This is a genomic window from Tropicibacter naphthalenivorans (assembly GCF_900176475.1).
Lineage (GTDB): Bacteria > Pseudomonadota > Alphaproteobacteria > Rhodobacterales > Rhodobacteraceae > Tropicibacter > Tropicibacter naphthalenivorans.
In genome coordinates this window covers 23,136-49,257 of sequence record NZ_FWXX01000016.1, presented here as the reverse complement: position 1 = coordinate 49,257, position 26,122 = coordinate 23,136, and the positions used below count along the sequence as shown (strand labels likewise).

General features: G+C 62.9%; 20 protein-coding genes and 3 pseudogenes. 13 read left to right on the top strand and 10 right to left on the bottom strand.

Features of this window, described 5'->3' with window-relative positions:
- Positions 1–69 precede the first annotated feature (69 nt).
- Together B9A11_RS22365 and B9A11_RS19710 are read left to right on the top strand one after the other, a co-directional pair.
- Positions 70–300, top strand: a pseudogene (locus B9A11_RS22365) (hypothetical protein); the annotation flags it as partial.
- 642 nt (positions 301–942) lie between these two features.
- Positions 943–1,119: pseudogene (locus tag B9A11_RS19710) on the top strand (IS5/IS1182 family transposase); the annotation flags it as partial.
- On the opposite strand, the gene B9A11_RS19705 reads toward B9A11_RS19710, so the two are convergent.
- The gene (locus tag B9A11_RS19705) at positions 1,119–1,589 is read right to left on the bottom strand and encodes an Lrp/AsnC family transcriptional regulator (RefSeq protein WP_058249110.1); all 471 of its coding nucleotides are present in this window, start codon (positions 1,587–1,589) and stop codon (positions 1,119–1,121) included. The pseudogene B9A11_RS19710 and the gene B9A11_RS19705 overlap by 1 nt on opposite strands.
- Positions 1,590–1,697: 108 nt before the next feature.
- On the opposite strand from B9A11_RS19705, the gene B9A11_RS19700 reads away from it, so the two are divergent.
- The gene (locus B9A11_RS19700; RefSeq protein WP_058249111.1) at positions 1,698–5,087 is read left to right on the top strand and encodes an indolepyruvate ferredoxin oxidoreductase family protein; all 3,390 of its coding nucleotides are present in this window, start codon (positions 1,698–1,700) and stop codon (positions 5,085–5,087) included.
- 29 nt (positions 5,088–5,116) lie between these two features.
- On the opposite strand, the gene B9A11_RS19695 is transcribed toward B9A11_RS19700, so the two are convergent.
- From B9A11_RS19695 to B9A11_RS22360, 6 genes and pseudogenes are all read right to left on the bottom strand, one after another.
- The gene (locus B9A11_RS19695) at positions 5,117–6,157 is read right to left on the bottom strand and encodes an endonuclease/exonuclease/phosphatase family protein (protein ID WP_234988912.1); all 1,041 of its coding nucleotides are present in this window, start codon (positions 6,155–6,157) and stop codon (positions 5,117–5,119) included.
- Complete coding sequence (locus B9A11_RS19690) at positions 6,154–7,197, bottom strand: ABC transporter ATP-binding protein (RefSeq protein WP_058249177.1); 1,044 nt, start codon at positions 7,195–7,197, stop codon at positions 6,154–6,156. Before B9A11_RS19690 ends, B9A11_RS19695 begins: the two co-directional genes overlap by 4 nt.
- Positions 7,198–7,214: 17 nt before the next feature.
- Positions 7,215–8,069: an ABC transporter permease subunit gene (locus B9A11_RS19685; protein WP_058249112.1), complete on the bottom strand. Its 855-nt coding sequence runs from the start codon at positions 8,067–8,069 to the stop codon at positions 7,215–7,217.
- 11 nt (positions 8,070–8,080) lie between these two features.
- Positions 8,081–8,962 (bottom strand): ABC transporter permease subunit, encoded by an 882-nt coding sequence (locus tag B9A11_RS19680; RefSeq protein WP_058249113.1) that lies wholly within the window; start codon positions 8,960–8,962, stop codon positions 8,081–8,083.
- 72 nt (positions 8,963–9,034) lie between these two features.
- Positions 9,035–10,342 carry an extracellular solute-binding protein gene (locus B9A11_RS19675; RefSeq protein ID WP_058249114.1) on the bottom strand — a complete coding sequence of 436 codons (1,308 nt, stop codon included), beginning with the start codon at positions 10,340–10,342 and terminating at the stop codon, positions 9,035–9,037.
- A gap of 442 nt (positions 10,343–10,784) precedes the next feature.
- A pseudogene (locus B9A11_RS22360) lies at positions 10,785–10,999 on the bottom strand (hypothetical protein); the annotation flags it as partial.
- A gap of 105 nt (positions 11,000–11,104) precedes the next feature.
- Here B9A11_RS22360 and B9A11_RS21495 point away from each other — a divergent pair.
- Positions 11,105–11,266 carry a hypothetical protein gene (locus B9A11_RS21495; RefSeq protein WP_159452532.1) on the top strand — a complete coding sequence of 54 codons (162 nt, stop codon included), beginning with the start codon at positions 11,105–11,107 and terminating at the stop codon, positions 11,264–11,266.
- Positions 11,267–11,349: 83 nt separating this feature from the next.
- Here B9A11_RS21495 and B9A11_RS19670 read toward each other — a convergent pair whose 3' ends face one another.
- Positions 11,350–12,636 (bottom strand): McrC family protein, encoded by a 1,287-nt coding sequence (locus tag B9A11_RS19670; RefSeq protein WP_058249115.1) that lies wholly within the window; start codon positions 12,634–12,636, stop codon positions 11,350–11,352.
- On the bottom strand, positions 12,633–15,056 hold the full coding sequence (locus tag B9A11_RS19665) for an AAA family ATPase (RefSeq protein ID WP_200807326.1): 2,424 nt from the start codon (positions 15,054–15,056) through the stop codon (positions 12,633–12,635). The genes B9A11_RS19670 and B9A11_RS19665 overlap by 4 nt, the downstream gene beginning before the upstream one ends.
- A 555-nt stretch (positions 15,057–15,611) precedes the next feature.
- Between B9A11_RS19665 and ytfQ the strand changes: the two genes are divergently transcribed.
- From ytfQ to hisD, 9 genes are all read left to right on the top strand, one after another.
- Complete coding sequence (gene ytfQ / locus B9A11_RS19655; protein ID WP_058249118.1) at positions 15,612–16,565, top strand: galactofuranose ABC transporter, galactofuranose-binding protein YtfQ; 954 nt, start codon at positions 15,612–15,614, stop codon at positions 16,563–16,565.
- 92 nt (positions 16,566–16,657) lie between these two features.
- Positions 16,658–18,172: a sugar ABC transporter ATP-binding protein gene (locus tag B9A11_RS19650; RefSeq protein WP_058249119.1), complete on the top strand. Its 1,515-nt coding sequence runs from the start codon at positions 16,658–16,660 to the stop codon at positions 18,170–18,172.
- Positions 18,169–19,224 carry an ABC transporter permease gene (locus tag B9A11_RS19645; RefSeq protein ID WP_058249120.1) on the top strand — a complete coding sequence of 352 codons (1,056 nt, stop codon included), beginning with the start codon at positions 18,169–18,171 and terminating at the stop codon, positions 19,222–19,224. Before B9A11_RS19650 ends, B9A11_RS19645 begins: the two co-directional genes overlap by 4 nt.
- Positions 19,221–20,225, top strand: coding sequence for a galactofuranose ABC transporter, permease protein YjfF (gene yjfF, locus B9A11_RS19640; protein WP_200807325.1), 1,005 nt, complete (start codon positions 19,221–19,223; stop codon positions 20,223–20,225). The genes B9A11_RS19645 and yjfF overlap by 4 nt, the downstream gene beginning before the upstream one ends.
- Positions 20,222–20,959 carry a FadR/GntR family transcriptional regulator gene (locus B9A11_RS19635; RefSeq protein ID WP_058249121.1) on the top strand — a complete coding sequence of 246 codons (738 nt, stop codon included), beginning with the start codon at positions 20,222–20,224 and terminating at the stop codon, positions 20,957–20,959. The genes yjfF and B9A11_RS19635 overlap by 4 nt, the downstream gene beginning before the upstream one ends.
- Before the next feature lie 137 nt (positions 20,960–21,096).
- Positions 21,097–21,864 (top strand): SDR family NAD(P)-dependent oxidoreductase, encoded by a 768-nt coding sequence (locus tag B9A11_RS19630; protein WP_058249122.1) that lies wholly within the window; start codon positions 21,097–21,099, stop codon positions 21,862–21,864.
- A complete protein-coding gene (locus B9A11_RS19625; RefSeq protein WP_058249179.1) occupies positions 21,861–22,544 on the top strand; it encodes an alpha/beta fold hydrolase in 684 nt (227 codons plus the stop codon). Before B9A11_RS19630 ends, B9A11_RS19625 begins: the two co-directional genes overlap by 4 nt.
- Entirely contained in the window at positions 22,532–23,242 is a 711-nt protein-coding gene (locus B9A11_RS19620) for an RraA family protein (protein ID WP_058249123.1), read from the top strand. Before B9A11_RS19625 ends, B9A11_RS19620 begins: the two co-directional genes overlap by 13 nt.
- A 35-nt stretch (positions 23,243–23,277) precedes the next feature.
- Entirely contained in the window at positions 23,278–24,567 is a 1,290-nt protein-coding gene (gene hisD, locus B9A11_RS19615) for a histidinol dehydrogenase (RefSeq protein WP_058249124.1), read from the top strand.
- Between the two features lie 48 nt (positions 24,568–24,615).
- On the opposite strand, the gene B9A11_RS19610 is transcribed toward hisD, so the two are convergent.
- Positions 24,616–26,082, bottom strand: coding sequence for an amidase (locus tag B9A11_RS19610; RefSeq protein WP_058249125.1), 1,467 nt, complete (start codon positions 26,080–26,082; stop codon positions 24,616–24,618).
- Positions 26,083–26,122 lie beyond the last annotated feature (40 nt).

The following is a 26,122-nucleotide window of genomic DNA, read 5'->3' as shown; positions in this document are numbered from 1 at the left end:
ACGCCCTGGCGGAAACCATCATCATTCCAGGGGCTTTCGCGGCCCCACTGGGGCCACGGTCCCCTTCCATTGTTCAAAGCCGAGGTCATCCACCCGATAGGCCCATGGAAAACCGCGGACGCTGTCGAATGGGAAACCTTGAAATGGGTCGATTGGTTCAACAACCGCCGCCTGCCTTGCGTCGGCAAAATGATCCCCCGGATCATTTCCTGATCCTCCTCACCCATCGGAAACATCCCGCCAGCAGAAGCCGAGGAGAAGTTCTATCAACAGCGTAATGAGTTCGATAAAGTCGCCTGAAGCTGAGTAATCAGCCTCCGGCAAAAGCGGGGCGGTTCAGGGACAGGTCCAGCTGCATCAGAAAGCTGAGCGCCCCCCACAACTCGGATCCTCGGGCTAGGGCATGTCCTCGGGCATGCGCGGATCCCCTCCGGCGAAATGTGGCGTGTGCGCGCCGGTCTCGGCGGCCGGCGTGGGGCGCAGGATCAGTGCGGGTTTGAAGGATGACATATTAAGGAACTCGTGGTGACGAAATGAACTTATGCAACTTCAGCAAAACGGGTGTGGTGTGCCAATTATTTTGGAAAGATCACTTTGACCGATATTCCCCAGGTTGCGCTCTTCCGAGCCCAGCTGCACAAGATCCGGCCGGTCTGTCAAGTGTATGGGTCCTGTGCGTTGCAAGAGGTGGGGATGCGTCAGAACCGCGGAAAAAGCACGGAACCAAACTCGGTTGGCGACATTGGCACAACTGCCGCGAAAGCTAGCTTTGTCCCGCAGTTCAGCAGTTCAGTCGAAAAGAATGATGCGCGGCGTGTCGAATGGCCGGTTTGGAAAAATTGCAACACCGCGTGTGGCCATGCCCCCAAACGGCAGCTTCGGGGTGAGACTGTGTGGAAACGCGGAGTTCGGCAACGCTGACTCTATCAGGTAGAGGCTGGAATGTCTGGCTATATCGAGGGAGTAGACCGGGAACAGGCGACCATGTTTCCGGATCGTCTGGAGGCCCGGATTGGTAAGGATCATCCCGTTCGGGTGATTGATGCCTTTGTCGATGAGCTCGACTTCGCTGCCGCCGAATTCAACCGTAGAGCTCCCGATCAGACAGGGCGGGACGGCTAGAGCGGCACCTCGCGGGTGTGCTTGATCCGGCGCAGCGCGAAGATCGTCGAGGTGCCCGCTACGCAGTCGAGTTCAAGCAGGCGGCGCATGAGGATGGCTTCAAAATCCGCGATGTCGCGGACCACCATGTGCAGCATGTAGTCCCATTCGCCGGTCACCGAGTAGACCTCGAGGATCGCCGGTTCCGCGTCCACCGCGCGTTGAAAAGCAGCGCGAGACGGCGCGTCCTGCGCCTTCATGCGCACTTGGCAGTAGACATCCATGCCGCGGCCGACCTTTGCCGGGTCGACCAACCGAACCGGCGGACCAATGACGCCGCGCTCCTCGAGCGCACGGATGCGCCGCCAGACAGTGGCGGGCGAGGCGTTGGTCGCCTCTGCCATCTCGGCTACGCTGGCCGAGGCATCGCGTTGCAGTATCGCAAGAAGTTTAGCTTCGGCGTCGGATAGATGATGTGTATCGTTCATATTTTACCGCTTTGAGAAATAATTGGATCAAATCTTGCCCCGCCTGACGCAAGGTTGAAAGCCCTTTTCACCCTTGGTGCGCGATCCTTGGCGACGAGGAGAACCACCATGACCGACCAGACCCCGATCCTGCGCGATTACGCGCTCACCGACCGCTACACGAAAACCAAAGGCCGCGTCTTTATGACCGGCACGCAGGCCATCGTGCGCATCGCACTTGATCAGGCGCGGCGGGACCGGGCGCGGGGCCTCGATACACGCGGCTACGTCTCGGGCTATCGCGGCTCGCCGGTGGGCGGGATCGACTTGGAAATCGGGCGCAACGCCAAGCTGGTCGAGGAGGCGGGCGTGACCTTTTTGCCGGCGGTGAACGAGGAATTCGGCGCGACGCAGATGATCGGCACGCAGCAGGTCGAAAGCGATCCGCACAAGACCTGCGATGCGGTCTTTGGCCTGTGGTACGGCAAGGGGCCGGGCGTCGACCGGGCGGGTGATGCGCTGAAACACGGCAATGCCTACGGGTCGTCGCCCCATGGCGGCGTGCTGGTGGTTGCGGGGGATGACCATGGCTGCGTGTCGTCGTCCATGTCACACCAGTCCGATGTCGCCTTCATGAACTTCTTTATGCCGGTGCTGAACCCGTCCAACGTGGCGGAATTCCTGCCCTTCGCCGAGTGGGGCTATGCGCTGTCCCGCTTCTCGGGGATGTGGGTCGGCTTCAAGGCGATCTCAGAGACGGTTGAGAGCGGCATGTCCTTTGACCTGCAACCCGACCGGGCCTTTGCGAAGCCGGAGTTCGAGGCGCCGCAAGACGGATTGCACTACCGCTGGCCCGACCTCCCCGGCCCGCAGATCGAAGCGCGGCTGGAGCACAAGAAAAACGCCGTCATGGCCTTTGCCCGTGCCAACCCCATCGACCGCGCCGAATGGGGGCACGCGGCGCGCTTTGGCATCGTGACCACGGGCAAAGCGCATCTGGACGTGCTAGAGGCTTTGCGGCTGCTGGGCATCGACCAGACACGCGCCGCCGAACTGGGGGTCGACCTGTATAAGGTCGGCATGGTCTGGCCGCTCGAGCACGAGGGCGCGCTGGCCTTCGCTGAAGGTAAGGATGAGCTGCTGGTCATCGAGGAAAAGCGCGGCATCATCGAAAGCCAGCTCAAGGAGTATTTCTACGACTTTCCCGGTCACAAACCGCGCCGCATGGTCGGCAAGCGCGACGAGACCGGCAAGCGGCTGATCCCTTGGACGTCCGAGCTTGGCCCGGTGATGCTGGCGCGGCACATCGCCGACCGACTGCGCCAGAACGGGATTGCCGATCTTGATGCCTCTGCCACGCCGCCGCAGCCGATCACCGTGCCCGGCGCGACGCGCACGCCTTATTTCTGCTCTGGCTGCCCGCACAATTCCTCGACCAAGGTGCCCGAGGGGTCGCAGGCTTTTGCCGGGATCGGCTGTCACTTCATGGCCTCGTGGATGGGGCGCAACACCACCTCGCTGATCCAGATGGGCGGCGAAGGCGTGAATTGGGTGGCCCGCGCGCAGTTCAACGGCAACCGACACGTCTTTCAGAACCTTGGCGAGGGGACCTATTACCACTCGGGTTCGCTGGCGGTGCGGCAGGCGATTGCGGCGAAGACCAACATCACCTTCAAGATCCTGTTCAATGACGCCGTGGCGATGACCGGCGGGCAAACCGTGGACGGGCCGATCTCGGTCGAGGCGATTGCCCGCTCGGTGCTGGCCGAGGGCGCAAAACGCGTCGTCATGGTGTCGGACCAGCCCGAGGCGCTGCCAAAGATCGCGGGGGTTCAAGCGTATCATCGCCGCGATCTGGATGCCGTGCAGCGCGAGTTGCGCGATATTCCGGGAACGACGGTGTTGATCTACCAGCAGACCTGCGCCACCGAAAAACGACGCCTGCGCAAGCGTGGTCGCATGGACGACCCCAAGAAATTCGCGGTCATCAATCCGCTGGTCTGCGAGGGCTGCGGCGATTGTTCCGTGGAATCCAACTGCCTCAGCGTCGAGCCGCTGGAGACAGAGTTTGGCCGCAAGCGCAAGATCAACCTCAACACCTGCAACAAGGACTTTACCTGCGTAAACGGCTTCTGCCCCAGCTTTGTCACCGTCGAAGGGGCGACGTTGAAAAAGGGGGCGCAGCGCGGTGAGGCGGCCTTTGACCGCCTGTCGAAAACGCTCCATCAGCCGGTCATGCCGCCCTTGGACCAGCCTTGGGACATTGTTGTCACGGGCGTCGGCGGCACGGGAGTCGTCACCGTAGGCCAGCTGATCGCCATGGCCGCCAACCTCGAGGGCAAGGGCGCGAGCGTGCTGGACTTCATGGGCTTTGCACAGAAATTCGGCCCGGTCATCAGCTACATCCGCATGGCGCGGGAGGCGACAGAAGTGAACCAGGTCCGGGTCGAACCGGCCTCGGCGGATGCGCTGATTGGCTGCGACATGGTGGTCAGTTCCTCGCCCAAAGCCTCGCAGACCTTCCACCCCGGCACCCGCGGCGTGGTGAACACCGCCGCGATGCCGACCGGCGATCTGGTCCAGAACCGTGACGCCGATCTGAATGCAGGGACGCGGCTCGAGGCCATCGCGGCGGCGACCGGGGGCGTGAACACGCTCGACGCCAACGCCCTGTCAGAGGCGCTGCTGGGCGAGACGGTCTTTGCCAATGTGATGATGCTGGGCGCAGCCTGGCAGGCGGGGTTGGTGCCGCTGTCGCTGGACGCGCTGACGCGGGCGATCGACCTGAACGGGGTAAAGCCTGACCTGAACAAGCGGGCTTTTGCTTGGGGTCGGATCGCGGTGTTGGACCGCGCCGCCGTCGAGGACGCCGCTGGGCTGACCGCTCCTGCCGCTCAGACGTTGGACGAACAGATCGCGCGGCGCGCGGCCTTTCTGACCGACTACCAAGACGCCGGATGGGCCAAGACCTATCGAACAGAGGTTGATCGCATTCGCCTGGCCGAGACCCGCGTGAGCGGCACCCCCGGCCCGCTGACCGAGGCCGCGATGACCGGTCTGTTCAAACTGATGTCCTACAAGGACGAATACGAGGTCGCCCGCCTGCATACCCAGATGGGCTTTCTCGAGGGGCTGAAGGACCGCTTCGACGGTGACTTCACCGTGACCCACCACCTTGCCCCGCCGATGCTGCCCGGCAAGGACGCCCGCGGGCGCCCGCGCAAACGCGCCTTTGGCCCATGGATCCGCCCCGCAATGCGGCTGCTTGCCCAGGGCAAACGCCTACGCGGGACGGCGTTCGACCCATTCGGCCAGACTGAAGAACGGCGCATGGAACGTGCCTTGATCGCCGCGTATCGCGATCTGATCGGCAAGCTGGCGGACAGGTTGACCAAAGAGAGCCTGCCCGAGGCTGTGGCCCTGCTCGGGTCTGTCACCGCGGTGCGTGGCTTTGGCCCGGTCAAGCAAGAAGCAGCGGCGCTCGCTCTGCGGGACTTGATGGCGCACAATTCCCGCTGACAGAATGTGACCTGCAAAGCATCGGACCTTCAACGCGACGCCAAAACAGCACATTCGCACCAGACAGCGTCATGGTCGGACAGCGGCGTGCCGCTCTGCGAGATCGACGAAATGACCGCCTTGCTCAAAGGCTCAAGCCCCCGGCCTGCAAGCCAGTCCAGCTTCATCACCCGCATTGGATGCGGCGTGATCAGGCTGGGCCGCGTCGTCATGCCATCGGCGGTGAAGCCCCAGGCATAGCCGCGCGCCTCGGTCATCGCGAACAACGCCTCGCCGCGCCAGTCAAAATCCGGCGGGCAATGATTGCCCGTGTTGAGGTCGCCGCCAATCAGCACCGGCATATCCGGTGCGAACGCCTCTATCCCGTCAAGCAGCGCCTCCATCTGGCGCGCACGATGAGCACCATCGGCATTGCTTTCGAGATGGGTCGAGACCACGCACAGCGGTCCGGCTTTGGTCTCGACCACGGCGGCAAGCGCCATGCGTCCGCCAAGGCGGGGTTGTTCGGGATCCGCGCCGGCTTCGGCGGCAAACCAATGCCCATGAACGTCAAGGCGGATCAGCGTGACGCGCGAAAACGGCACACGCGACAGGATGGCATTGCCATGCCAGCCAAGGGCATTGAAATCGTCGTCGCAGAATTTCCGCTCGGTCGGGCCGCCAAGATCCAACTCATGAAACTCCACACCAAACGCATAGGCCATGCCCATCGCTTCGGCAAAATCGGCAGTGGTGTGGCGCTGCTTGGTGCGGGCCATGCCGTGATCCACCTCGGAAAGCAGCACGATATCGGGCGCGTGCGGCGCAAGATGCGCTGCGCTCTCTTCGGGAAACAGGCACCGCTCGACGTTCCATGCGACAACCGACAGCGTCTTGGGCAAACTGTCGGCGGAGGCCGTGCCGCCGACCTGCACCATCTTCATGGCCGGAACCATGGTCATCATATCGCGATGGACGGCCGTGTTGCGTTCATCCGTCAACAGCCGCAGACGCTCGGCCTTGGTGACCTGCGGCAGCGCTGCGACGGTGGTGATCTCGGACGGGTGATGCCCGGGCAATAGAGCGGTCACAGGCGGGCTCCGGTCTGGGTATCGAACAGGGCCAGCGCCGCGCGTGGCAGGTCGACCACATGTGCACCGGGCGAGGCGATCGTGTCCTTCACCACATGCGCGGTGAATGGCTGGCCCGCGATCTGACCATGCAACAGCCGATGCGCCCCAAGTTCCTCGACCAAATGCACGTCAAAGGCGGTTTGCCCCTGCCCAAGACGCACATCCTCGGGCCTGATACCCAAGGTAATCGGGCCGCGGCGCGACGTTGGGGCATCCAACACGGCTGTGCCGCAGGGGAGCCGCACCGCTCCGTCCTGAAACTGCGCCTGAACCAAATTCATCGGCGGCGCGCCCATGAAAGAGGCGACAAAGGTCGAGGCGGGCGAATGATAAATCTCGGAAGGGGTGCCGATCTGTTCGATCCGCCCGGCGTTCAGCACGACGATCCGGTCTGCCATGGTCATGGCTTCGACCTGATCATGGGTCACGTAAATCGACGTCACGCCAAGCCGCTTTTGCAGCGCCTTGATCTCTATCCGCATCTGGTTGCGCAGTTTGGCGTCCAGATTCGACAGCGGCTCGTCGAATAGGAACAATGCCGGATCGCGGACGATGGCGCGGCCCATGGCGACGCGCTGGCGTTGGCCGCCTGACAGCTGCGAGGGCTTGCGGTCGAGATAATCCGATAGATTGAGCAAGGCCGCAGCCTCTTCGACCTTGCGGTCGATCTCTGCCTTGGGCGTCTTGCGGTTCTTCAGCCCGTAGCCGATGTTCCGGCGCACAGTCATGTGCGGGTATAGCGCGTAATTCTGGAACACCATCGCGATATCGCGGTCGGCGGGATCGACGTGGTTCACCTGCCGTCCCGCAATATGCAGATCGCCGCTGGTGATGTCTTCGAGACCGGCGATCATGCGCAGCAGCGTAGACTTGCCGCAGCCGGAAGGGCCGACCAGCACGACGAACTCGCCGTCCTTGATGTCAAAGCTCGACGGGGTCACCGCCTCGAAGCCATTGGGATAGACCTTGCGAATAGAGTTCAGCGAAACCTGAGCCATCTTTTTGTCCTGCATTGTTATTTATCGGATTCAGTCAAACCCTTGACGAACCAGCTCTGGAAAAAGATCACCACAAAGACCGGCGGGATGATCGCGATGATGGCCAAAACGTTGGCGCGGCCATATTCGGGGATGCGGTTGCCCTCCATCACTTGGGTGATCTGCTTGATCCCGCGCACGAGGGTGAACATGCCTTCTTCGGTGGTGATCATCGTGGGCCAAAGGTATTGGTTCCAACCGTAGACGAACATGATGATGAACATCGCCGCGATCATCGTCTGCGACAGCGGCACAAGGATATCGACGAAAAATTTTATAGGCCCGGCACCGTCGATGCGGGCGGCTTCTATCAGCTCTTCGGGGACGGAGCGAAAGAACTGCCTGAAAAAGAAGGTCGCGGTGGCCGAGGCGATTAGCGGCACGATCAGACCCTGATAGGTGTTCAGCATCCCAAGTCGCTGGACGATCTCGTAGGATGGCAAGATGCGGACTTCGAGCGGCAAAAGCAGCGTGGTAAAGATCACCCAAAAGGCCAGCGTGGCGAATTTCAGGCGAAAGTAGACGATGGCATAGGCGGCCATCATGCCGATCACGATCTTGCCCACCGCAAAGCCGATCCCAAGGACAAAACTGTTCTTGAGCATGTTCACACCGGTGTTTTCGCCGGAAAAGCCGGACGCCTCCAGCATGGCCTTTTTCAGGTTGTCGTCGAACTGATCGCCGATCTGAAAGCTGGGGCCGTGCTTGATGACCTCGACATCGGGCATGGTGGTGATTTGCAGCACCATGAGCAGCGGCACCAGCATGAACAGCGCCCCAAGGATCAGGATGGCATGATCCAAAATCGCGCTGAGTTTAGAGCGTTTGAGCATGGCGGCCCCCTTTAGGTGTAATGAATCCGGCGTTCGACCAGCCGGAACTGAAAGACCGTCAGTGCAAGGACCAGCACCATCAAGATGACCGACTGTGCCGACGATCCGCCTAGATCATTGCCCCGGAAGCCATCCACATAGACCTTGTAGACCAGCGTCATGGGGTTGTTGCCCGGCTCGCCTTTGACCAGCGTGTCGATCACGCCAAAGGTGTCGAACAGCGCATAGGTGATGTTGATGATCAGCAAAAAGAACCCGGTGGGCGCAAGCAGCGGAAAGGTCACGTCCCAGAACCGCCCCGAGGCGCTGCGATTGTCGATCAGGGCGGCTTCACGCACGGATTTCGGAATGGATTGCAGCCCCGATAGGAAAAAGATGAAATTGACCGGGACCTGTTTCCAGACCGAGACCAGCACCATGGCAAAGGCGGTGTCAGAGTAGTTCACCCCCAGCACGAAATCGTGGCCGAGGGATTGGAAGGCTCGTGTCAGCGGCCCCCAGCTTTGGTTGAACAGCATCACGCCGACAAAGCCCGCAACCGGCGGGGCGACGGCATAGACCCACATGATCAGCGTGCGATAGCTGCGCGCGCCCCGGATCACCTTGTCCGCCTTGACCGCAAGCAACAACGCGAGCGCCAGCGAAAAGAACGTAACGAGCGCGGTGAAGATCACCGTGAACCAGGCAATGCGGCGATATTCGGCGTTGCCCGCGAGGTCGGTGTAATTCTCCAGCCCGACGAAGGTGGAGCCAAAACCGAACGGATCTTCGAGATAAAAGGACGACTGCACCGCCTCGGCGGCGGGCCAGTAGAAAAAGACGATGATGATCGAAAGCTGCGGCATCAGCAGCAGGATCGGCAGCCAGTGCGTGGTGAACCCGGCACGTTTCATGGGAAAGCCTTGTTGGTCAAATGCGGCAGGCGGCCACGGTGTCCCGTAGCCGCCGCCCGGTTGGGGGAACGCTTAGTTCTGCGTCTTGGCAAAGCGGGCCAGCAGGGCGTTGGCCTCGTCTTCGATCTTGCCAAAGGCGGTGTCCACATCGGTCTCGCCGGTCAGGATGCGGCCGAATTCGCGGTTCATCACGTCACGGATTTGCACGTAAAAGCCCATGCGGTAGCCCTTGGTGTTGTCACCGGCGGGCAGCGACAGCTGCTGGATACCAACTTCGGCAGCGGGGGCTTCATCGTAGTAGCCTTCGGCCTTGGCCAAGTCATACGCGGCGGTGGTGACCGGAACGTAGCCGGTTTCCTTGTGCCAGAAGAACTGCGTCTCTGCTTTGGTCAGGAATTCAAAAAACGCGGCGGTTGCCTCATTTTCTGCGTCGGATTTGCCCGCCATGGCGAACAGCGACGCGCCCCCGATAAAGGTCTGCTTGGGCTCGGTGGTCACCGCTTCCCAGTAGGGCAGATAGGTGGCGGAGAAGTCAAAGCCCAAGTCCTTTTGCGACAAACCGCCGAAGGAGCCCGAAGAGCCGAGCCAGATCGCGACCTTGCCTTCTTCGAACGGGGTCTGGTTGTCGCCCCAGCCGGTACCGAACCATTCGAAATGACCGTCTTGCTGCCACTGCTGAACCGCTTTGAAGTGGTTCTTGATCGCATCGTTGTTCACCAGGATCTTGGTGCCTTCGACGCCGTCATACCCGTTGTTGTTCGTGGCGAACGGCAGGTTGTGGCGCGACATGAAGTTCTCGGTGAAAATCCACGGCAGGTGCGATTGCGCAAGCGCGGTATAGCCCGCATCCTTGAGCGCCGGAGCGGTCACGGACTGGAACTCTTCCCAAGTCTTGGGCGGGGTCACGCCAGCGGCTTCCAGCGCGTCAACGTTGTAATACATGACGGGCGAGGACGAGTTGAAGGGCATCCCGATCATCTTGCCATCGCTGTCGGCGTAGAAATAGCGCACGCCAGAGATGTAATCGTTGATGTCAAAATCGACACCGTTCGCCTGTAGCAGGTCCTGCACCGGGACGGTCGCGCCCTTGGCCCCGATCACCGTCGCGGCGCCTGCATCAAAGACCTGCAGGATGTTCGGCTGTTCACCGGCGCGAAAGGCCGCGATGCCCGCAGTCAGGGTTTCTTCGTAGGTGCCCTTGAAGACCGGGGTCAGCTTGTATTCGGACTGCGAGGCGTTGAAATCCTCGGCGATGGCGTTCACGGTCTCACCCAGAGCCCCGCCCATGGCGTGCCAAAAAGTAATTTCGGTCTCTGCCTGCGCGACGTTGGCAAACAGACCAAACGACGCAATGGCGCCACCGATAAGCGAAAGTTTCATGTTGTTCTCCGAGCCCCGGATGTTCGCAGCGACCGGGGAAGACAGTATGATTGAAAGCAAAGCCTGGCCCTTGAGGCTGGCTCTATGCAGATTTTGCACGGCCTTCTGCTAAGGCCGTTTCTTGACAGTCCTGCGAAGGCTGTCTGAAACCTTTGTGACAGTCGGACCGGCGATGACGCGCAGCACATTGAGGTCCTGAGTCAATATTCGGACGAGCTGGACAAATCCCCCAACCGCCTTGTTTCGTTGGAATTCGGCGAAAAGATCTTTGCGGAACACTTCTGGCTAAAGCACACGTCGGCCGCATCGTGGCCTGCGATTGGCACTCGACGAAAGGCCAATGAATCGAACGCAGGCCACCGCGCCGATACCTCTTCTCTATTTGTCTCCCAAGCCGAGGGCTGCGGCGGAGCCGTGATTGATCACTTTCCGCCAAAAGCTGTTAGAGCCAGAAGATGACGATTGCAGCCAAGGCGATGGCCGAAATGAAAATGACCGGTTTTCTTTCGGAGCGCGTTGCGACCGGCCGCCAGTCTTTCATCCGGCCAGAGGCCATGCGTCCCACATGGCTTGGGCACCGCGATAATCGCTGACCTGCCCGGCGGTCAGAAACATCCGCAGTGGGCGGCCAATGGCGTTGCAAACAGCATGCAACTTGGCCCCTCTAAGTAACGCGCGAAAGTTGGCGATGCCCTAGGGGTTTGGCATATCATGGCGGTGTCAAAGCGTCGTTAATTCTCAGACGAGGAAGCGATATGCCACATGTCGCAGACTACCATCGCCACGCTGCCCGAACCATCAGGATTTTCGCCGGATCAGTTGACAGACCTCATCCACAATGGTGCGCGCAAGCTGATGATGTCGGCGCTGAAGGAATGGCGCAAACTCGATGGCCAAAACCGCCTGCCCAAACCCATAGGCTAGATTGACCAAAGGCCGATCCTGTACTCACAATCAAATGAGACCAATCCAGCGGGGTGGACCAGAGGGCTATCAGCGGTCCGACCTCAAGGCATTACCGTAACGCCGCCGATGGCCTCGAGGACCTGGCCAGGCAGGGTGTGGCCCGCGGCGCGTATGTCACCCATCGGCAGCTCCAGTAGCGTGAAGGGCGTGCCATTCGCCGTGCGGAGCCGGTCGATACTCAGCGCGCCGTTGGTCGGGTAGATCAGCGTTACGCTGTCGGCCTTCCATGCGTCGCGGTAGGCGAGCATCTGGTAGACGTCGGACTGCGAAACGCCGCGCTTTGGGTCGCCGGGGCCGTCGAGCCGCTTCCACTTGGTGTCCAGTACATGCGTCTCACGGTCTCCAAAAGTATTTCTGGCGCGCCGCAGCACGAGGTCTGGCCGCATGGCGAAGACGCCGGTGCCATCGCGGAACAACGCCGACTGCCCGCCCGCCTGTGGCTGCACCTGCCAGCCCTGAGGCGTCAGATGGCGGCGGAGCAGCACCGTCACCCATTCCTCAAACAACACGTTCATGCGGAAAAGCAGGGCGATGCCCGCGGCGTGGCCTGAAGACGTCGTCTGAAAGTGATGGTCGAGGAACAGTTTCGCGCGGCGACACAGAGGCGCAAAGCGTGCCGTGCTGCGGTCAAAGTTCGGAAATTTGATCGGACCTCGGGGCAGGGGGCCAGCGCCGTCCAGATGGATCAGCGCCTCGGTCAGGGTTTTGCGAGTCTCTTGCCGGGCGGTCAGGCGCAGCAGCAACACGGTCGCCGCCCGCAGCAGCCGGTTGACCGGTGTGTCGTTCGTGCGCTCGTCAAAGCGGCAAGCGAGGCGATCCTGCCGCCCGGCCAGCGTCGAGAACTGCCGCACCACGTTGAGCGATCCGCGCAGCGCCCGCAGGTCGTCGTCCTGCTCGTTGTAGCGATGCGGCGCGCCGCGCCTGAGTTGCTTCAGCAGATCAGCGGCAAAGAGGGCCATAAGCAGCTCGAGCAGGCTGTGGTTCTGGGCGTCCATCCCGGCGAGGTCCAGCGTCGAAAGGTCCAGCCCCTGCACGACGGCCAGCATGTGGATCAGCTCGGCCCGCGCGCCCCCATCGTCGCGGTCAATCTTGGGCAGGATCTCCAGCGTTGCGCTCTTGGTCGCCAGCACGCCAACCACCTGCTGAGCCCGCAGCTTGCGACGGCCATCGAGCAGGATCTTCTCCCCCTCCTCGGTGGAGGGCTTCAGCTTGAGCGCAGGCGCGGCACGGTCCGCGAGGTCGAGCAACCCGTCCGCCTGCGCGCGGGTCAGCGCGGCCTCGGGGCCAAGGTCCACGTAGCCCCATTCGCGGACCGTTAGCAGCGTCACGCCTGAAGCCCTGCGTAAGCGTTTTCGGGGAATGTGTCGCGCACGGTGTAGCGATAGCGCGGCCCGTCCATCGCGAGGTCCAGACCGGGGGGCACATCGAGGGTGTCCTTCGCGATGAACCCCTGCGCCTCACCGCCCAGAACGGCCACGATACGCTCCCAATCCTCGTGGAAATACTCGGCGAGCAGCGGCAGCACCTTGCGGCGCATGACGGTGTCGATATCAGCGCGGCTCTGGCACCCCATGAAGAAGGCGTGGCCGATCAGATGGTCTCGATCCACGAGATACTCGATCCGCTGGTTGAGCCGGGTCAGTAGCAGCGACAGGTCGATCCCATCGATATTGCCCAGCAGGGTCGGCATCGGCGGGGTCTCTTCAAAATGAAACCGGCGGCGCAGCGCGGTGTCGAGCAGCGCGATGGAGCGGTCCGCGGTGTTCATCGTGCCGAGGAAATGCAAGTTCGCGGGTAGCGTAAAGAGGTCACCGGAATAGGGCAGGCGCACGGCCACCTCGTTCTCCGCCCCGGCGCGCTTGTCCTCCTCAAGCAGGGTGATGAGCTCGCCGAAGACCTTGGAGATATTGGCCCGGTTGATCTCGTCCATGACGAGGACGAAGGGCGTGTCGACGGCCGCCGCGCTGACATTGCCGTTGATCAGAGCTTCGAGCGCCTTGTTGTCGATCCGCTGCGCAGCCAGCCGATTAATGGGCCAGTTGTCCAATCGGCCATCGTAGACCGCCTTGATCGGAATGCCACGCGGAGCCATCCGCAACCACCGCACATTGCGCCGATGAGAACCGCCCTCCTGCGCTTCCTCATGGTAGCTGTAAGGGCCGGTGACTTCGCCAATAGCCTGGATCAGTTTATTGTTCTTCGTGACCAGGACGATGTCACCGATTTGGACCTTGTTCCGAAAGCAATTCGCGGTTTCGACCGATCGCTCGGACCATTTTGCGGTCTCGGCAACAAGGCTGGCCTTCTTGTAGGCCTGCAGAATTTCTTCGCTTTGGTCGAAGCGTGGGTCACTCAGATCCATGCCAGCCTGACCGGTCAGGGCTACGGTCTCCACGCCATCGTTACCAACGATGTTCGCTGTCTCCATCAGCGGTTGGATTGCTACTTTAAACACCGCGCGCTCACCCATCGAAAACGGTGCGTCGTGAGGCGTGAGAAGGGATGTGTCCGAAGATCGACAATCATGGAGCGCGGCCAAGGAGGCGATTTCCCGCAAGGCACCATTCCTTGGCTCCAAGGTAAAGCCCGCCTCGCCCGCACCGCCCTCGGGGCGGAGGCCTTCGACGAACTCCTCATAGGAATAGCTCTGGTGGAAGGTCACGAAACCGATCCGTCCCGCTTCGCGCAGCTCCGTGTAGCGCGCCTTCAGCGTGGGGCCGTCCATCGCGGCAACCGCCTCCGCGCCGTCACAGATCTCCACCGCCTTGCGGAAGGTGGCGTAGGTCTTGCCCGTCCCCGGCGGGCCGTAGAGGATCGTGTTCAGGGCGGATGGCGAGGGCTTTCTTTTTGTGTCGGTCACGGGGTCCGCCTCCGGCTGGGAATTGAGCGTATATGTGAAAACGGTCGAGCTGCTTGGGTTCGGATCGGTGCTCTTAGGCGGTGGCACTTGCGCAAGTGTTTGAAATTTTCCACCGCCAAGTGCTTGGCAGATGTTCGGGAACACGTCCTTCAGCCCCATCGCCGTAGCAAGGTCCTGTGCGCGGATGGAGACCTCTCTGGCGGCCTGTTCCCGAGCAGGTTCGATAAAATAGTTCAGGGCGCAAAGCCGGATCCGGTCGGCACCATTCATCAGGTGTTTGTAGCGTTCTGCGGGCTCGATGGGCTGATCGTTTTGGTCGACGATGATGTAACCGGAGTTGTGAAGGCGCGCGGCGGCATCCGACTGCTCTCCCCAACCACCGTTCAGTTTCGTCTTGTTCAGGATGAACCCAATCAGTGGTTTGGTTGGATAGACACGATTTCTGCGTTCACGCGTGGAGCGGACCCAATAATCGCGTGGCTCGCCAAATGCGTCGAAGATATCGCTACGCGCGCCAGTCTCCTGAAATTGATCGTAGGCATCCATCGCGTCTTCGATCTGGGCCCGGCCAACCTTACCGTCGAATGGCCCGCGCTGGTGAACAAAATCATGAAAGTGACCAAGAGCCGTGCGAATGCTTGACAAACCGTTATATAGGTCAGCCCGTTTTGAGAAGGAAAGCGGCGAAGGGTTTGGCTTTCCCAATCGTTTGTCTTCGGACGTATACGTGAATGGTTGAAGAAACGCTTCCCGAGTTTGGTGCATGGCTAAATCTTCGAGATCGTCCACAACCTGCTTTACGCGCCTTACGGAACTCAAACGAGACGAAACGGCTCCTTGGTCCATCCCCTTGCTTTCCAACCACTGCCTAAATTCATCTTCGTTCATCGAAAACTCCCAATACCTCGGGTCGCGACACACTGTATCCACCGGCTGCATCTACTCATTAGTATCACTTTTGGCTTCAAGCAAAGGCGGCGCTCCAAAAAACCAATGCGAGGCCCTTGACCTCCGGCTGCTTCGTGCGGAGGTGTTCCCATTCCATCAGTCAAGCCTCCCTCAGCCAGCCATCGCGATACTGTCATCTCCTTGCCAGCCAAGCCAGACGACCGGGGGCATTTCTTCGGGCGACAGAAAGATGCGCGCTGACCATCGAGCGGTTGTCCTGTCCGGCCCAAGCGCCTTGGCGGCGCAGAGACCAACGCTCCGGAGCAAGACGCGGACCGCACCCGGCACGCGCTTTATGTTGAATTCGGCAGCGTGTTGGACCATCTGGAGACGACGCAAAGCGGGCCGAGCGGCCGAGAGGATCATAATAATCAACTGAAAAACATATGAAAAAATTCGCTTTCGCGTCAAGCCTCACAGCAGAGTTTACAAAACTAATAAAATAATACTTAATGAGTCGCACGGAGCAGGGAGTGGCTCCGAAGGGAGGACATCATGAAACTGAAAACAACGCTTTTGGCGTCGGTGATCGCTTGTGCGCCGATGGCCGTTCTTGCCGCAGACTTGACCATCGGCTTTAGCCAGATCGGATCGGAATCCGGCTGGCGCGCGGCGGAAACCACCGTCACCAAACAAGAGGCCGAAAAGCGCGGCATCACCCTGAAATTCGCCGATGCGCAGCAAAAGCAGGAAAACCAGATCAAGGCGCTGCGCAGCTTTATCGCGCAGGGCGTGGATGCGATCCTGATCGCGCCGGTGGTGGCGACGGGCTGGGACGAGGTGCTGGAAGAGGCCGCCGACGCCGAAATCCCCGTGGTCTTGCTGGACCGGACGGTGGATGCGGACAAGTCGCTGTACCTGACCGCCGTGACCTCGGATCTGGTGCACGAAGGCAAGGTCGCGGGCGAATGGCTGGTGTCCGAGATGAACGGCGCGAACTGCCGCATCGTTGAATTGCAGGGCACCACCGGCTCTTCCCCGGCGATCGACCGCAAGGCGGGGTTCGAGCAGGGCATCGCGGGCCACGACAACCTGCAAATCGTGCGCAGCCAGACCGGCGATTTCACCCGCGCGCAGGGCAAAGTGGTCATGGAAAGCTTTCTCAAGGCAGAGGGCGGAGAGAATATCTGCGCGCTTTATGCCCATAACGACGACATGGCTGTCGGGGCCATTCAGGCGATCAAAGAGGCGGGTCTGAAGCCCGGCGAAGACATCAAGATCGTCGCCATCGACGCGGTGCCGGATGCGCATAAGGCCATCGCCGACGGCGAGATGAACGCCACGATCGAGCTAACGCCGAACATGGCGGGCCCCGCGTTGGAGGCGCTCGAAGCCTATCTGGCGGACGGCACAGAGCCGGCCAAGTGGATCCAGACCGAATCCAAGCTGTTCACCGCAAAGGACGACAATCTGGCGATCTTCAACGCAAAGAAGGACCTCGGCTACTAAGCCTTGGCCCTTCCGCCGGGCGGTTCTCCTCCCGCCCGGCGATCACGTGACGGCTGTAGGCAGACCAGCCCCCGGCGGATAAGGTCCACCGTATGAAAGACACCCCCACCCACCCGATGCCAGTGCTGCACGCGCGCGGCATATCCAAATTCTTCCCCGGCACGATTGCCTTGGACGATGTGGATCTGCGGCTGATGCCCGGCGAGGTCCACGCGCTGCTGGGCGAGAACGGCGCGGGCAAATCGACGCTGATCAAATGCCTGACGGGCGCGTATCGCCGCGATGCGGGCACGCTGATGCTGGACGGTCAGGACGTGGCCCCCGGCTCGACCGCCGACAGCCAGCTTTTGGGCATCGGCACCGTATACCAAGAGGTCAATCTGCTGCCGAACCTGACCGTGGCAGAGAACCTGTACCTGGGGCGGCAGCCCATGCGCCGCGGCTTTATCGCGCGGCGGCGGATGAACGCGCAGGCGCGCGACGTGCTGGCGGGCTATGGCCTCGACATTGATCCGGCGGAGCCGCTGACCGCCTATTCCGTGGCCATCCAGCAGGTCGTGGCCATCGCCCGCGCGGTGGAAATGTCGGGCAAGGTTCTGATCCTTGACGAGCCGACCGCCAGCCTTGACCGCGACGAGGTGCAGCTGCTGTTCGGCGTGATCCGGCAGGTCAAGGCACGCGGCCTCGCCGTTGTTTTCATTACCCATTTTCTGGATCAAGTGTTCGAGATTTCGGACCGTGCCACGGTGCTGCGCAATGGCCGCGTCGTGGGCGAATGCCTGCTGCGCGACGTGACCCAGCGCGACGTGGTGACGATGATGCTGGGCCGCCAGCTAGAAGCGCAGGTCAAAACGCGCGACACCGGCAGGCCGGGCAAGACGCTGCTGGACATCAAGGGGCTGGGCAAGCGCGGCATGATCGCGCCTTTCTCGCTGACCATCCGCGAGGGTGAGGTGGTGGGGCTGGCGGGTTTGCTCGGTTCTGGCCGCACCGAGACGGCGAACCTGATCTTTGGTGCGGTGCCCGCCGATCATGGCCAAGTCTTGCTGCGTGGCCGGGAAATCGGCCTTAGAAATCCGCGCGACGCGGTGGCGCATCGCTTTGCCCTGTGTCCCGAGGATCGCAAGATCGACGGGATCGTGGGGGATCTGTCGGTGCGCGACAATATCATCCTCGCGTTGCAAGCCCGGCAGGGCTGGATGCGTCCCATCCCTCGCGCCAAGATCGAAGAGATCGCGCAAAGCTATGTGCGGGCGTTGGACATCCGGCTGGCCTCGCTCGACATGCCGATCCGGCTGCTGTCGGGGGGCAACCAGCAAAAGGCGCTGCTGGCGCGCTGGCTGGCGACGAACCCCGATTTCCTGATCCTCGACGAGCCGACGCGCGGTATCGACGTGGGCGCCCACGCCGAGATCATCGCCTTGATTGAACAGCTGCGCGCCGACGGCATGGCGCTGCTGGTCGCCTCGTCCGAGCTGGAGGAACTGGTGGCCTATTCGACCCGCGTCATCGTGTTGCGTGACCGCGAGCAGGTCAGCGAACTGACCGGCGATCAGATCACCCCTGACAACATCATCAATGCTATCGCAACGGAGGATGCCGCATGAGCTCGCCCCCTGTTGGTCCGCGACCGTCCATTCTCAAGCGCATTATGCCGCAACTGCTGATCCTTGGCGTGGCGTTGGCGCTGAACGTGGCGGTGTTCCCCGAGTTCTTTCAGATCGACTTTCGCAACGGGCGGCTGTTTGGCAACCTGATCGACGTGCTGAACCGGGGGGCGCCCGTCGCGCTGCTGTGCATTGGCATGACGCTGGTGATCGCCACCAAGGGCATCGACCTGTCGGTGGGCGCGGTCATGGCCATCGCGGGCGCGGTGGCCGCCGCCATGGTGGTCGAGGGACATGGCTGGGGCACGGCGGTGCTGGCGGCTTTGGCCGCAGGCGGGCTGTGCGGGCTGTGGAACGGCTTTCTGGTGGCGGTGCTGCGCATCCAACCCATCGTGGCGACACTGGTGCTGATGGTGGCGGGGCGCGGCGTTGCGCAGCTGGTGACCGAAGGCAAGATCCTGACCTTTGACAATCCCGGCCTGATCCATCTGGGCGCGGGCACCGTGGCGGGCGTGCCGACGCCGATCCTGATCTGGCTGGCGCTTGCCGCTCTTGTCACTTTTGGCGTGCGCAAAACCGCGCTGGGAATGCTGATCGAGGCCATCGGCATCAACGAACGCTCGTCTCGGCTGGCGGGGATCAACAGCCGGGTGCTGCTGATTTGCGTCTACCTCGTGTCGGGGCTATGCGCCGCGCTGGCGGGCGTCATCGTCGCCGCCGACATCAAGGGCGCGGACGCCAACAACGCCGGGCTGTGGCTGGAACTGGACGCCATTCTGGCGGTGGTCATCGGCGGCAACTCCCTGCTGGGCGGACGCTTTTCCATCATCGCGTCGCTGATTGGCGCGCTGATCATCCAGTCGGTGAACTCGGTGATCCTGCTGTCGGGGCTGCCGCCGGAATTCAACCTTGTGATCAAGGCGCTCTTGATCCTTGGCATCCTCGTGATCCAATCGCCGCGCATCGGCAACTTCATCTACCTGCTGCGCGCGTCCGGCCCGCAGCCCCAGCCCGAGCCCCCCCATTCCACCCAAGAGGAGGCGGCGCGATGATCCGGTCCACCCACCTGCCGCTGCTGATCACGCTGGCGACCTTTGTGCTGGCCTATGCGCTGTGCGCCTCTGCCTACCCGGCGATGCTGTCCTGGCGCGTGATTGCCAACCTGCTGACGGATAACGCGTTTCTGGGGATTGCGGCGGTCGGTATGACCTTTGTCATCCTGTCAGGAGGGATTGATCTGTCCATCGGGTCGGTGATCGCCTTTACCGGCGTCTTCCTTGCGGTGATCCTGCGCGATACGTCCATCCATCCGCTTGTGGCCTTTGCGCTGGTGCTGACGCTGACCACCGGGTTTGGCGCGGCCATGGGCGCGACGATCCACTACCTCGAAATGCCGCCCTTTATCGTGACGCTGGCGGGGATGTTCCTTGCGCGCGGGGCGGCCTATGTGCTGTCCACCGAAAGCGTGCCGATCACGCATGAATTCTACGACACGCTGCAAGGCCTGTACTGGAAGGTGGACGGCGCGCGCTTTCGCCTGATCGGCGGGCTGATGGTGCTGACCTTCCTCGTCGGCATCATCACCGCGCATCGCACGCGCTTTGGCCAGAACGTCTATGCGCTTGGCGGGGGCGAGCAGGCGGCCAAGTTGATGGGGGTGCCCGTCGCACGCACCACCATTGGCATCTATGCGGTGTCGGGCGGGCTGGCGGGGCTTTCCGGGATTGTCTTCTCGCTTTATACCTCGGCCGGCTATTCGCTGGCGACCGTGGGCGTCGAGCTTGACGCCATCGCGGCGGTGGTCATTGGCGGCACGCTGTTGACGGGCGGCTATGGCTTTGTCGCGGGGACATTCTTTGGCATCCTCATCATGGGGCTGATCCAGACCTACATCGTGTTCGACGGCACCCTGTCGAGCTGGTGGACCAAAATCGTGATCGGAGGGCTGCTGTTCGCATTCATCCTCCTACAGAAAGGACTGACGTGGGCGGCACAGAAAAGGGCAGCACAGGCAAGACGACGCACAGCGACTGGTTCCGCCGCTCTCTCATGACACTGGTCACAGCGGGCGGCGCAGGGGCGGAGCGCGCGTCCAATCACACGGCCTTTGTGGTGGACCAGCTTGGCCGGTCGATCGTCGCGGGCGAGTATCCGGCGGAAACGATGATCCCGCTGGATCCGGACCTGTGCGAGATGTTCGGCGTGTCCCGCACGGTGGTCCGTGAGGCGAAAAAGACCCTGATTGCCAAGGGCTTGATCCAGTCAAAGGCCAAGGTGGGCACACATGTGCGCCGCGGCGACGAATGGAACATGTTCGACGAGGACGTGCTGCGCTGGCACGCCACCGCCCGCAATCCGACGCGCTTTTACGAAGAGCTGTATGAAATCCGCATGATCTTTGAACCGGCGGCGGCGGCGCAGGCGGCGGGGCGGGTGAACCAGCTGGATCTGGACGAGCTGCACGCGCTGTGCGACCGGTTGGCGGCGGCGGACAACCGCACCGATTTCGCCGTGGCCGACTATGAATTCCACAAGCAGGTGCTGCGGCTGTCGGGCAACCGCTTTTTGCAGTCGCTGGGCGATCTGGTGCAGACCGCGCTATACTCGCTGTTCATGTCCGAGCACGTCGGGGACTTTTCCGACCGCCGCGAGAGCGTGGCGCAGCGCCACCGCGCGATTGTCTCGGCCATCGCCTCGGGGGCGCAGACCGACGCTCGAGAGGCGATGAGCCGGGTGATCCAGGACGGCTATTCCAACGTGGTGATGCGCGGCCCCGTGACGGGCTAGGCGCGTTTTCACGACTTTCAGGCCAAGTCAGGCACGCCCGCGCCGGGCAAAATGCAAGCGTATGCAAAAATCTCTTGCGAAGGCTTCGGTGCGCGCGTACACCTTCTTGCAATCGTATGCAAAAGAGGCTTACCACCATGCCACCGCTTCCGACCACGCCTTCGTTTGATCTGACAGGTCGCCGCGTGCTGGTGACCGGGGCATCCTCTGGCATCGGTCTGGGCTGCGCGGTCGCCATGGCAGAGGCCGGGGCAGAGGTCACCTGCGTTGCGCGGCGGCCTGACCCGTTGCGCGCCGCGGTGGACCAGATCACCGCGCTGGGCGGGACGGCTCGGGCGGTGCCCTGCGATATCGCCGATCTGACGCAGCTGGCGGCGCTGTTCGACGGACCGGACGCCTTTGACGTGGTGATCAATGCCGCGGGGCTTGCGCGCCACACCAAGGCCACCGACACCACCGTGCAGGATTTCGACGACGTCATGGCGGTCAACCTGCGCGCCGCCTATTTCCTGTCGCAAAACGCCGCCAAGGCGTTGCAGGCCAAGGGGCGCGGCGGTGCGATCATTCATGTCTCGTCGCAGATGGGCCACGTGGGCGGGCCAGAGCGCGCGGTCTATTGCGCCTCGAAACACGCGCTCGAAGGCATGGTCAAGGCGATGGCGCTGGAGTGGGGGGCAGACGGCATCCGCATCAATACGCTGTGCCCGACGTTCGTTAAAACGCCGCTGACCGAACCCACCTTTGCCGACCCGGAAAAGCGCGCCTGGATCAACGCCAAGATCGCTCTCGGCCATCCCGCAGAGGTGCAGGACTTGATGGGCGCGGCGCTGTTCCTTGCGTCGGATGCGGCGCGGATGGTGACCGGCACGGCGCTGATGGTCGATGGTGGGTGGACCGCCGCATGACGCCTTTGGTGTTTTTGCCGGGGATGATGTGCGACGACCGGCTGTTTGGTCCGCAAATGCGCGCGCTAGGCGGCCAGCGGCCCGTATCCGCCGCTGATCTCACAACCCAAGACAGCATCGCGAGCATGGCCCGTCATGTCCTTGAGACCGCGCCGCCGGTCTTTGCCCTGGCGGGGCTGTCCATGGGCGGGATCGTGGCGATGGAGGTGCTGCGCCAAGCGCCCGGCCGCGTGGCGCGCCTTGCGTTGATGGACACCAATCCCTTGGCCGAAACGCCGCAGGTGCAGGCGGGGCGCGCCGGCCAAATCGCCCGCGCCGAGCGGGGAGAGTTGGCGGACATGATGCGCGATACCTTCATCCCGCGCTACCTTGCCCAAGCTGACGCGGGGATCGAGGCGCTGTGCCTTGATATGGCGACTGAGCTTGGCCCAGAGGTCTTTGCCCGCCAGAGCCGCGCCCTGCGCGAGCGCCCGGACCAATGCGGCGTTCTCCAAGGCTACACCGGGCCGACCTTGATCCTGTGCGGCGCTCAGGACCGGCTTTGCCCGGTCGAGCGGCACGCGCTGATGGCGGGGCTGATGCCGCACGCGCGCTATCGCGTGATCCCCGGCGCGGGCCATCTGCCGACCCTCGAACAGCCCGACACGGTGACGGAGGCTTTGACCCAATGGCTGGACTAACCGATCAGGCCACGCGGCCCATTCTGGACCTTTTGCGCCGCGTAGACACGCCCACCGTGTGCAACGCGATCGAAGTGATCGACGGCAAGCGCGGCTTTGACGCCTTTACCCGTGGGCGCGTTCTGGCCTCGGACGCGCGGGGCGTGCTGGTGGGGCAGGCGCGCACCGCCCGGATTTCCGCCGCCCAGCCGCCGACCGACCCGCCCGAGACGGTCCGCGCGCGGCGCATGGACTACTACCGCTACATGGCCACGGGCGAGGGCGCGCGGCTGGCGGTTGTTCAGGACATCGACCCGCAGCCCGTCGGGGCCTATTGGGGCGAGCTGAACACCACCGTCCACAAGGGCTTTGGCCTGTGCGGGGCGCTGACCAATGGCGTGATGCGCGATCTGGGCGATCTTTGCCTTGGCTTTCCGGTTCTGGCGGGGGGCATCGGGCCAAGCCACGCCTTTGTCCATGTGACTGAAATTGCCTGCCCGGTGCAGGTCTTTGGCCTGACGGTTGCGCCGGACGACTGGGTGCATGCCGATCGGCACGGCGCTTTGGTCATCCCCAAGTCCCATCTGCCGGAACTGCCCGCCGCCATCGCCAAGATGCAACGCACCGAAGCCATCGTGCTGGACGCCGCGCGCGCGCCCGATTTCGACTTTGCCCGGTTCGAGGCGGCCTGGACCGCGTTCGAAGCGGCCCGGACCTGACCTGCCCCCTCCTGACCCTTGATGAGGATCCTGACATGACCCGACTGCCCCTGCCCAAAGGGCTGACCTTTGTGAAATCCCCGGCCCGCGATGCGGTGGCCGACAATCGCCCCGTCGAAGAGCTGGTGGCCGGTGTGTTGGCCCGCGTTCAGGCCGAGGGAGACGCTGCCGTGCGTGCCTTTTCGGCCCAGTTCGACAAGGCCGAGCTGGACAGCTTTGAGGTGACGATGGAGGCGCGCGAGGCCGCTGTTGCGCGGCTTGACCCGCAGACCCTCGCCGATACCGAATTTGCCATCGCCAACGTGCGCGCCTTTGCTGAGGCGCAGCTGGGGTCGCTGTCCGAGATCGAGGTCGAGGTGCGCCCCGGTGTGCATCTGGGCCACCGTAATATCCCGCTGGAGCGGGTTGGCTGCTATGTGCCGGGCGGGCGCTATCCGCTGCTGTCCGCGCCGATCATGACCATTGTCCCGGCCAAGGTCGCGGGCTGCGAAGAGGTGATCGCTTGCCTACCGCCCAACGCTCATGAGGCGATGATCGCCGGGTGTCATCTGTCCGGCGCGGACCGGATTTTCCGCATTGGCGGGGCGCAGGCGATTGCGGCGATGGCCTTGGGCACCGAAAGCGTGCCGCCGGTGGACAAGATCGTCGGGCCGGGCAATGCCTTTGTGAACGAGGCCAAGCGGCAGGTCTTTGGCCCCGTTGGTATCGACCAGCTGGCGGGGCCGTCCGAGATTTTCATTCTGGCGGACCATACTGGGGACGCCGAGATGCTCGCGACCGATCTTTTGGCGCAGGCCGAGCATGACGCGCGCACGCGGGTGGGCCTCATCACCACCGATGCCGCGCTGGCAAGGGCGGTTCTGGCCGAGGTGGACGCACAGCTGGCGACGTTGTCCACCGCCGAGACGGCGGGGCAGGCGTGGCGCGACTATGGCGAGATCGTCGTTTGCGAGAGCGAGGCGGCAATGATCGCCTATTCCGACATCGTCGCGGCGGAGCACCTGCAAGTGCATACCGAGGACGCGCATAGCTTGTCGAAAAAGCTGCGGCACTATGGGTCGCTGCTCATCGGGACGAACTCCAGCGTGGTGTATTCGGACAAGTGCTCTGGCACCAACCACACGCTGCCGACCATGGGCGCGGGGCGCTATACCGGCGGGCTGTGGGTGGGCACCTACATCAAGACGGTGACGCATCAGTGGTTGACCGAAGAGGGCGTGCGGCAGGTGGCCCCTCCGGCGGCGCGGCAGGCGGCTTCGGAAACGCTGGAAGGGCACCGGCGGGCCGCGCAGTTGCGCCTTGATCGGATGCAGGTGCAGGCCTGACGGTCGGAATTTGGATATTTGAAAAGAGAAGAAGCAGGGGCGGGGGTGCTACACCTCTGCCCTTTCTTGTGCCTTGGGCAGGGAGGGCGGAGGGCCGAGAGGCGGCGTCGCCTGTTCAAAGGCGTGGGCGATCTGGCAGAGCAGGGCGTCTTGGTGGTGTTTGGCGACGAGTTGCGCGCCAAGCGGGAGGCCGTTGGCCGCAAGCCCGCAGGGGACCGAGATGGCCGGGTGGCCGGACATGTTGAACGGCAGGGTGCGCATGGCGGTCCAGACCGGGCCATCCTCGAAATCCGAGAATTTGGGCGCGGGGGAGAGGGTTGTGGGCGTCAGCAGCGCCGCATGGCTGAGCAAAAGCTCGTCTACCTTGGCGCGAAAGCTGAGGGCGATGGCGCGGGCCCGGGCCACGTGGGTGTCGGTCAGCACCGCCCCGGTCATCAGGTTGCGGCGGGCGTCCTTGCCGTAGCTTTGCCAATTGTGTGCGAGGCGGCTTTTGTGGATGTCCCAGGCTTCGGCTTGCAGGATCACGCAGCCTGCCGCCTCTAGCGTGGGGTAGTCCGGCAGCGTGACCAAGGAGACCCGTGCCCCCAGTTGGCTGAGGCTCGCGGCGGTGTCATCCATGGCGCGCAGCACGTCTGGGTGACAGGCGGGATCATGGGCGAACCAGTCCCGCGCGTAGCCGATGCTTTGCCCCGCGATGGGCTGGCTCAGCTGAGCGCAGGCATCGGTGCCGGGGGCGAGGGCATCCAGCACGGTGGCGGCATCCTCGACCGTGGCGGCCAGCGGGCCGATCACATCAAGGCTGGGCGAGAGGGGGAAGCATCCCTTATCCGGCACAGTGCCATGTGTGGGTTTGAGGCCAGTGATGCCACAATAGGCGGCGGGCGCGCGGATCGATCCGCCCGTGTCGGTGCCAAGCGCGGCGCGGAACAGCCCGCCCGCCACCGCTGCCGCCGAGCCAGAGGATGATCCGCCGGTGATATGCGCGATGTTCCACGGGTTGCGTGCGGGCTGGTTGGGTTGATCCCACGCGGGGCCGGTCAGGGCGTATTCGTAGGTCGCCAGCTTGGCGAGGGGGGTCAGGCCCGCCGCACGCAGGCGGGTAATCGCTGCGGCTTCGGGGCCAGGAGCGTCATGCGCATGAGAGCCGCAGCGCGTCGGCTGCCCGTCCACATCCAGCAGGTCCTTGATCCCGATGGGCAAACCTTGGAGAGGGCCGCTTTGCGGGGTTGGGTTGCCGCTGAGGTGCACAACGGCGCGTAGCGCAGGATCGCGGGCGTGGATGCGGGCAAGGGTCGCGTCCATGATCTGGCTGATCTGGGCGCGCCCCTCGGCGATGGCAGTGGCCTGTTGGCGCAGCGGCTGATCCAGCAGGTCACGCATCGGGGGCATCGGCTTTTGGCAGTTGATTCGCCAGCGCCAGCAGCGTTTGGGCGCCGGGCAGGGTCGCGCCAAGCTCTGCCGGGGCAGGGCAATTCCCGCCTGTCTGAGCAGTGTGTCCAATTCTTCGGCGGTCATGGCGTCTCTCCTGTCGTCTAGAATTGCATATGTATTCAAG

Bases quoted from the DNA above. Each gene is read 5' to 3' on its own strand.
- B9A11_RS19705 (WP_058249110.1), bottom strand. From the start codon at position 1,589: ATGAACGATACACATCATCTATCCGACGCCGAAGCTAAACTTCTTGCG.
- B9A11_RS19700 (WP_058249111.1), top strand. From the start codon at position 1,698: ATGACCGACCAGACCCCGATCCTGCGCGATTACGCGCTCACCGACCGC.
- B9A11_RS19690 (WP_058249177.1), bottom strand. From the start codon at position 7,197: ATGGCTCAGGTTTCGCTGAACTCTATTCGCAAGGTCTATCCCAATGGC.
- B9A11_RS19685 (WP_058249112.1), bottom strand. From the start codon at position 8,069: ATGCTCAAACGCTCTAAACTCAGCGCGATTTTGGATCATGCCATCCTG.
- B9A11_RS19680 (WP_058249113.1), bottom strand. From the start codon at position 8,962: ATGAAACGTGCCGGGTTCACCACGCACTGGCTGCCGATCCTGCTGCTG.
- B9A11_RS19675 (WP_058249114.1), bottom strand. From the start codon at position 10,342: ATGAAACTTTCGCTTATCGGTGGCGCCATTGCGTCGTTTGGTCTGTTT.
- B9A11_RS21495 (WP_159452532.1), top strand. From the start codon at position 11,105: ATGTCGCAGACTACCATCGCCACGCTGCCCGAACCATCAGGATTTTCG.
- B9A11_RS19665 (WP_200807326.1), bottom strand. From the start codon at position 15,056: ATGAACGAAGATGAATTTAGGCAGTGGTTGGAAAGCAAGGGGATGGAC.
- ytfQ (WP_058249118.1), top strand. From the start codon at position 15,612: ATGAAACTGAAAACAACGCTTTTGGCGTCGGTGATCGCTTGTGCGCCG.
- B9A11_RS19650 (WP_058249119.1), top strand. From the start codon at position 16,658: ATGAAAGACACCCCCACCCACCCGATGCCAGTGCTGCACGCGCGCGGC.
- B9A11_RS19645 (WP_058249120.1), top strand. From the start codon at position 18,169: ATGAGCTCGCCCCCTGTTGGTCCGCGACCGTCCATTCTCAAGCGCATT.
- yjfF (WP_200807325.1), top strand. From the start codon at position 19,221: ATGATCCGGTCCACCCACCTGCCGCTGCTGATCACGCTGGCGACCTTT.
- B9A11_RS19635 (WP_058249121.1), top strand. From the start codon at position 20,222: ATGACACTGGTCACAGCGGGCGGCGCAGGGGCGGAGCGCGCGTCCAAT.
- B9A11_RS19630 (WP_058249122.1), top strand. From the start codon at position 21,097: ATGCCACCGCTTCCGACCACGCCTTCGTTTGATCTGACAGGTCGCCGC.
- B9A11_RS19625 (WP_058249179.1), top strand. From the start codon at position 21,861: ATGACGCCTTTGGTGTTTTTGCCGGGGATGATGTGCGACGACCGGCTG.
- B9A11_RS19620 (WP_058249123.1), top strand. From the start codon at position 22,532: ATGGCTGGACTAACCGATCAGGCCACGCGGCCCATTCTGGACCTTTTG.
- hisD (WP_058249124.1), top strand. From the start codon at position 23,278: ATGACCCGACTGCCCCTGCCCAAAGGGCTGACCTTTGTGAAATCCCCG.
- B9A11_RS19610 (WP_058249125.1), bottom strand. From the start codon at position 26,082: ATGACCGCCGAAGAATTGGACACACTGCTCAGACAGGCGGGAATTGCC.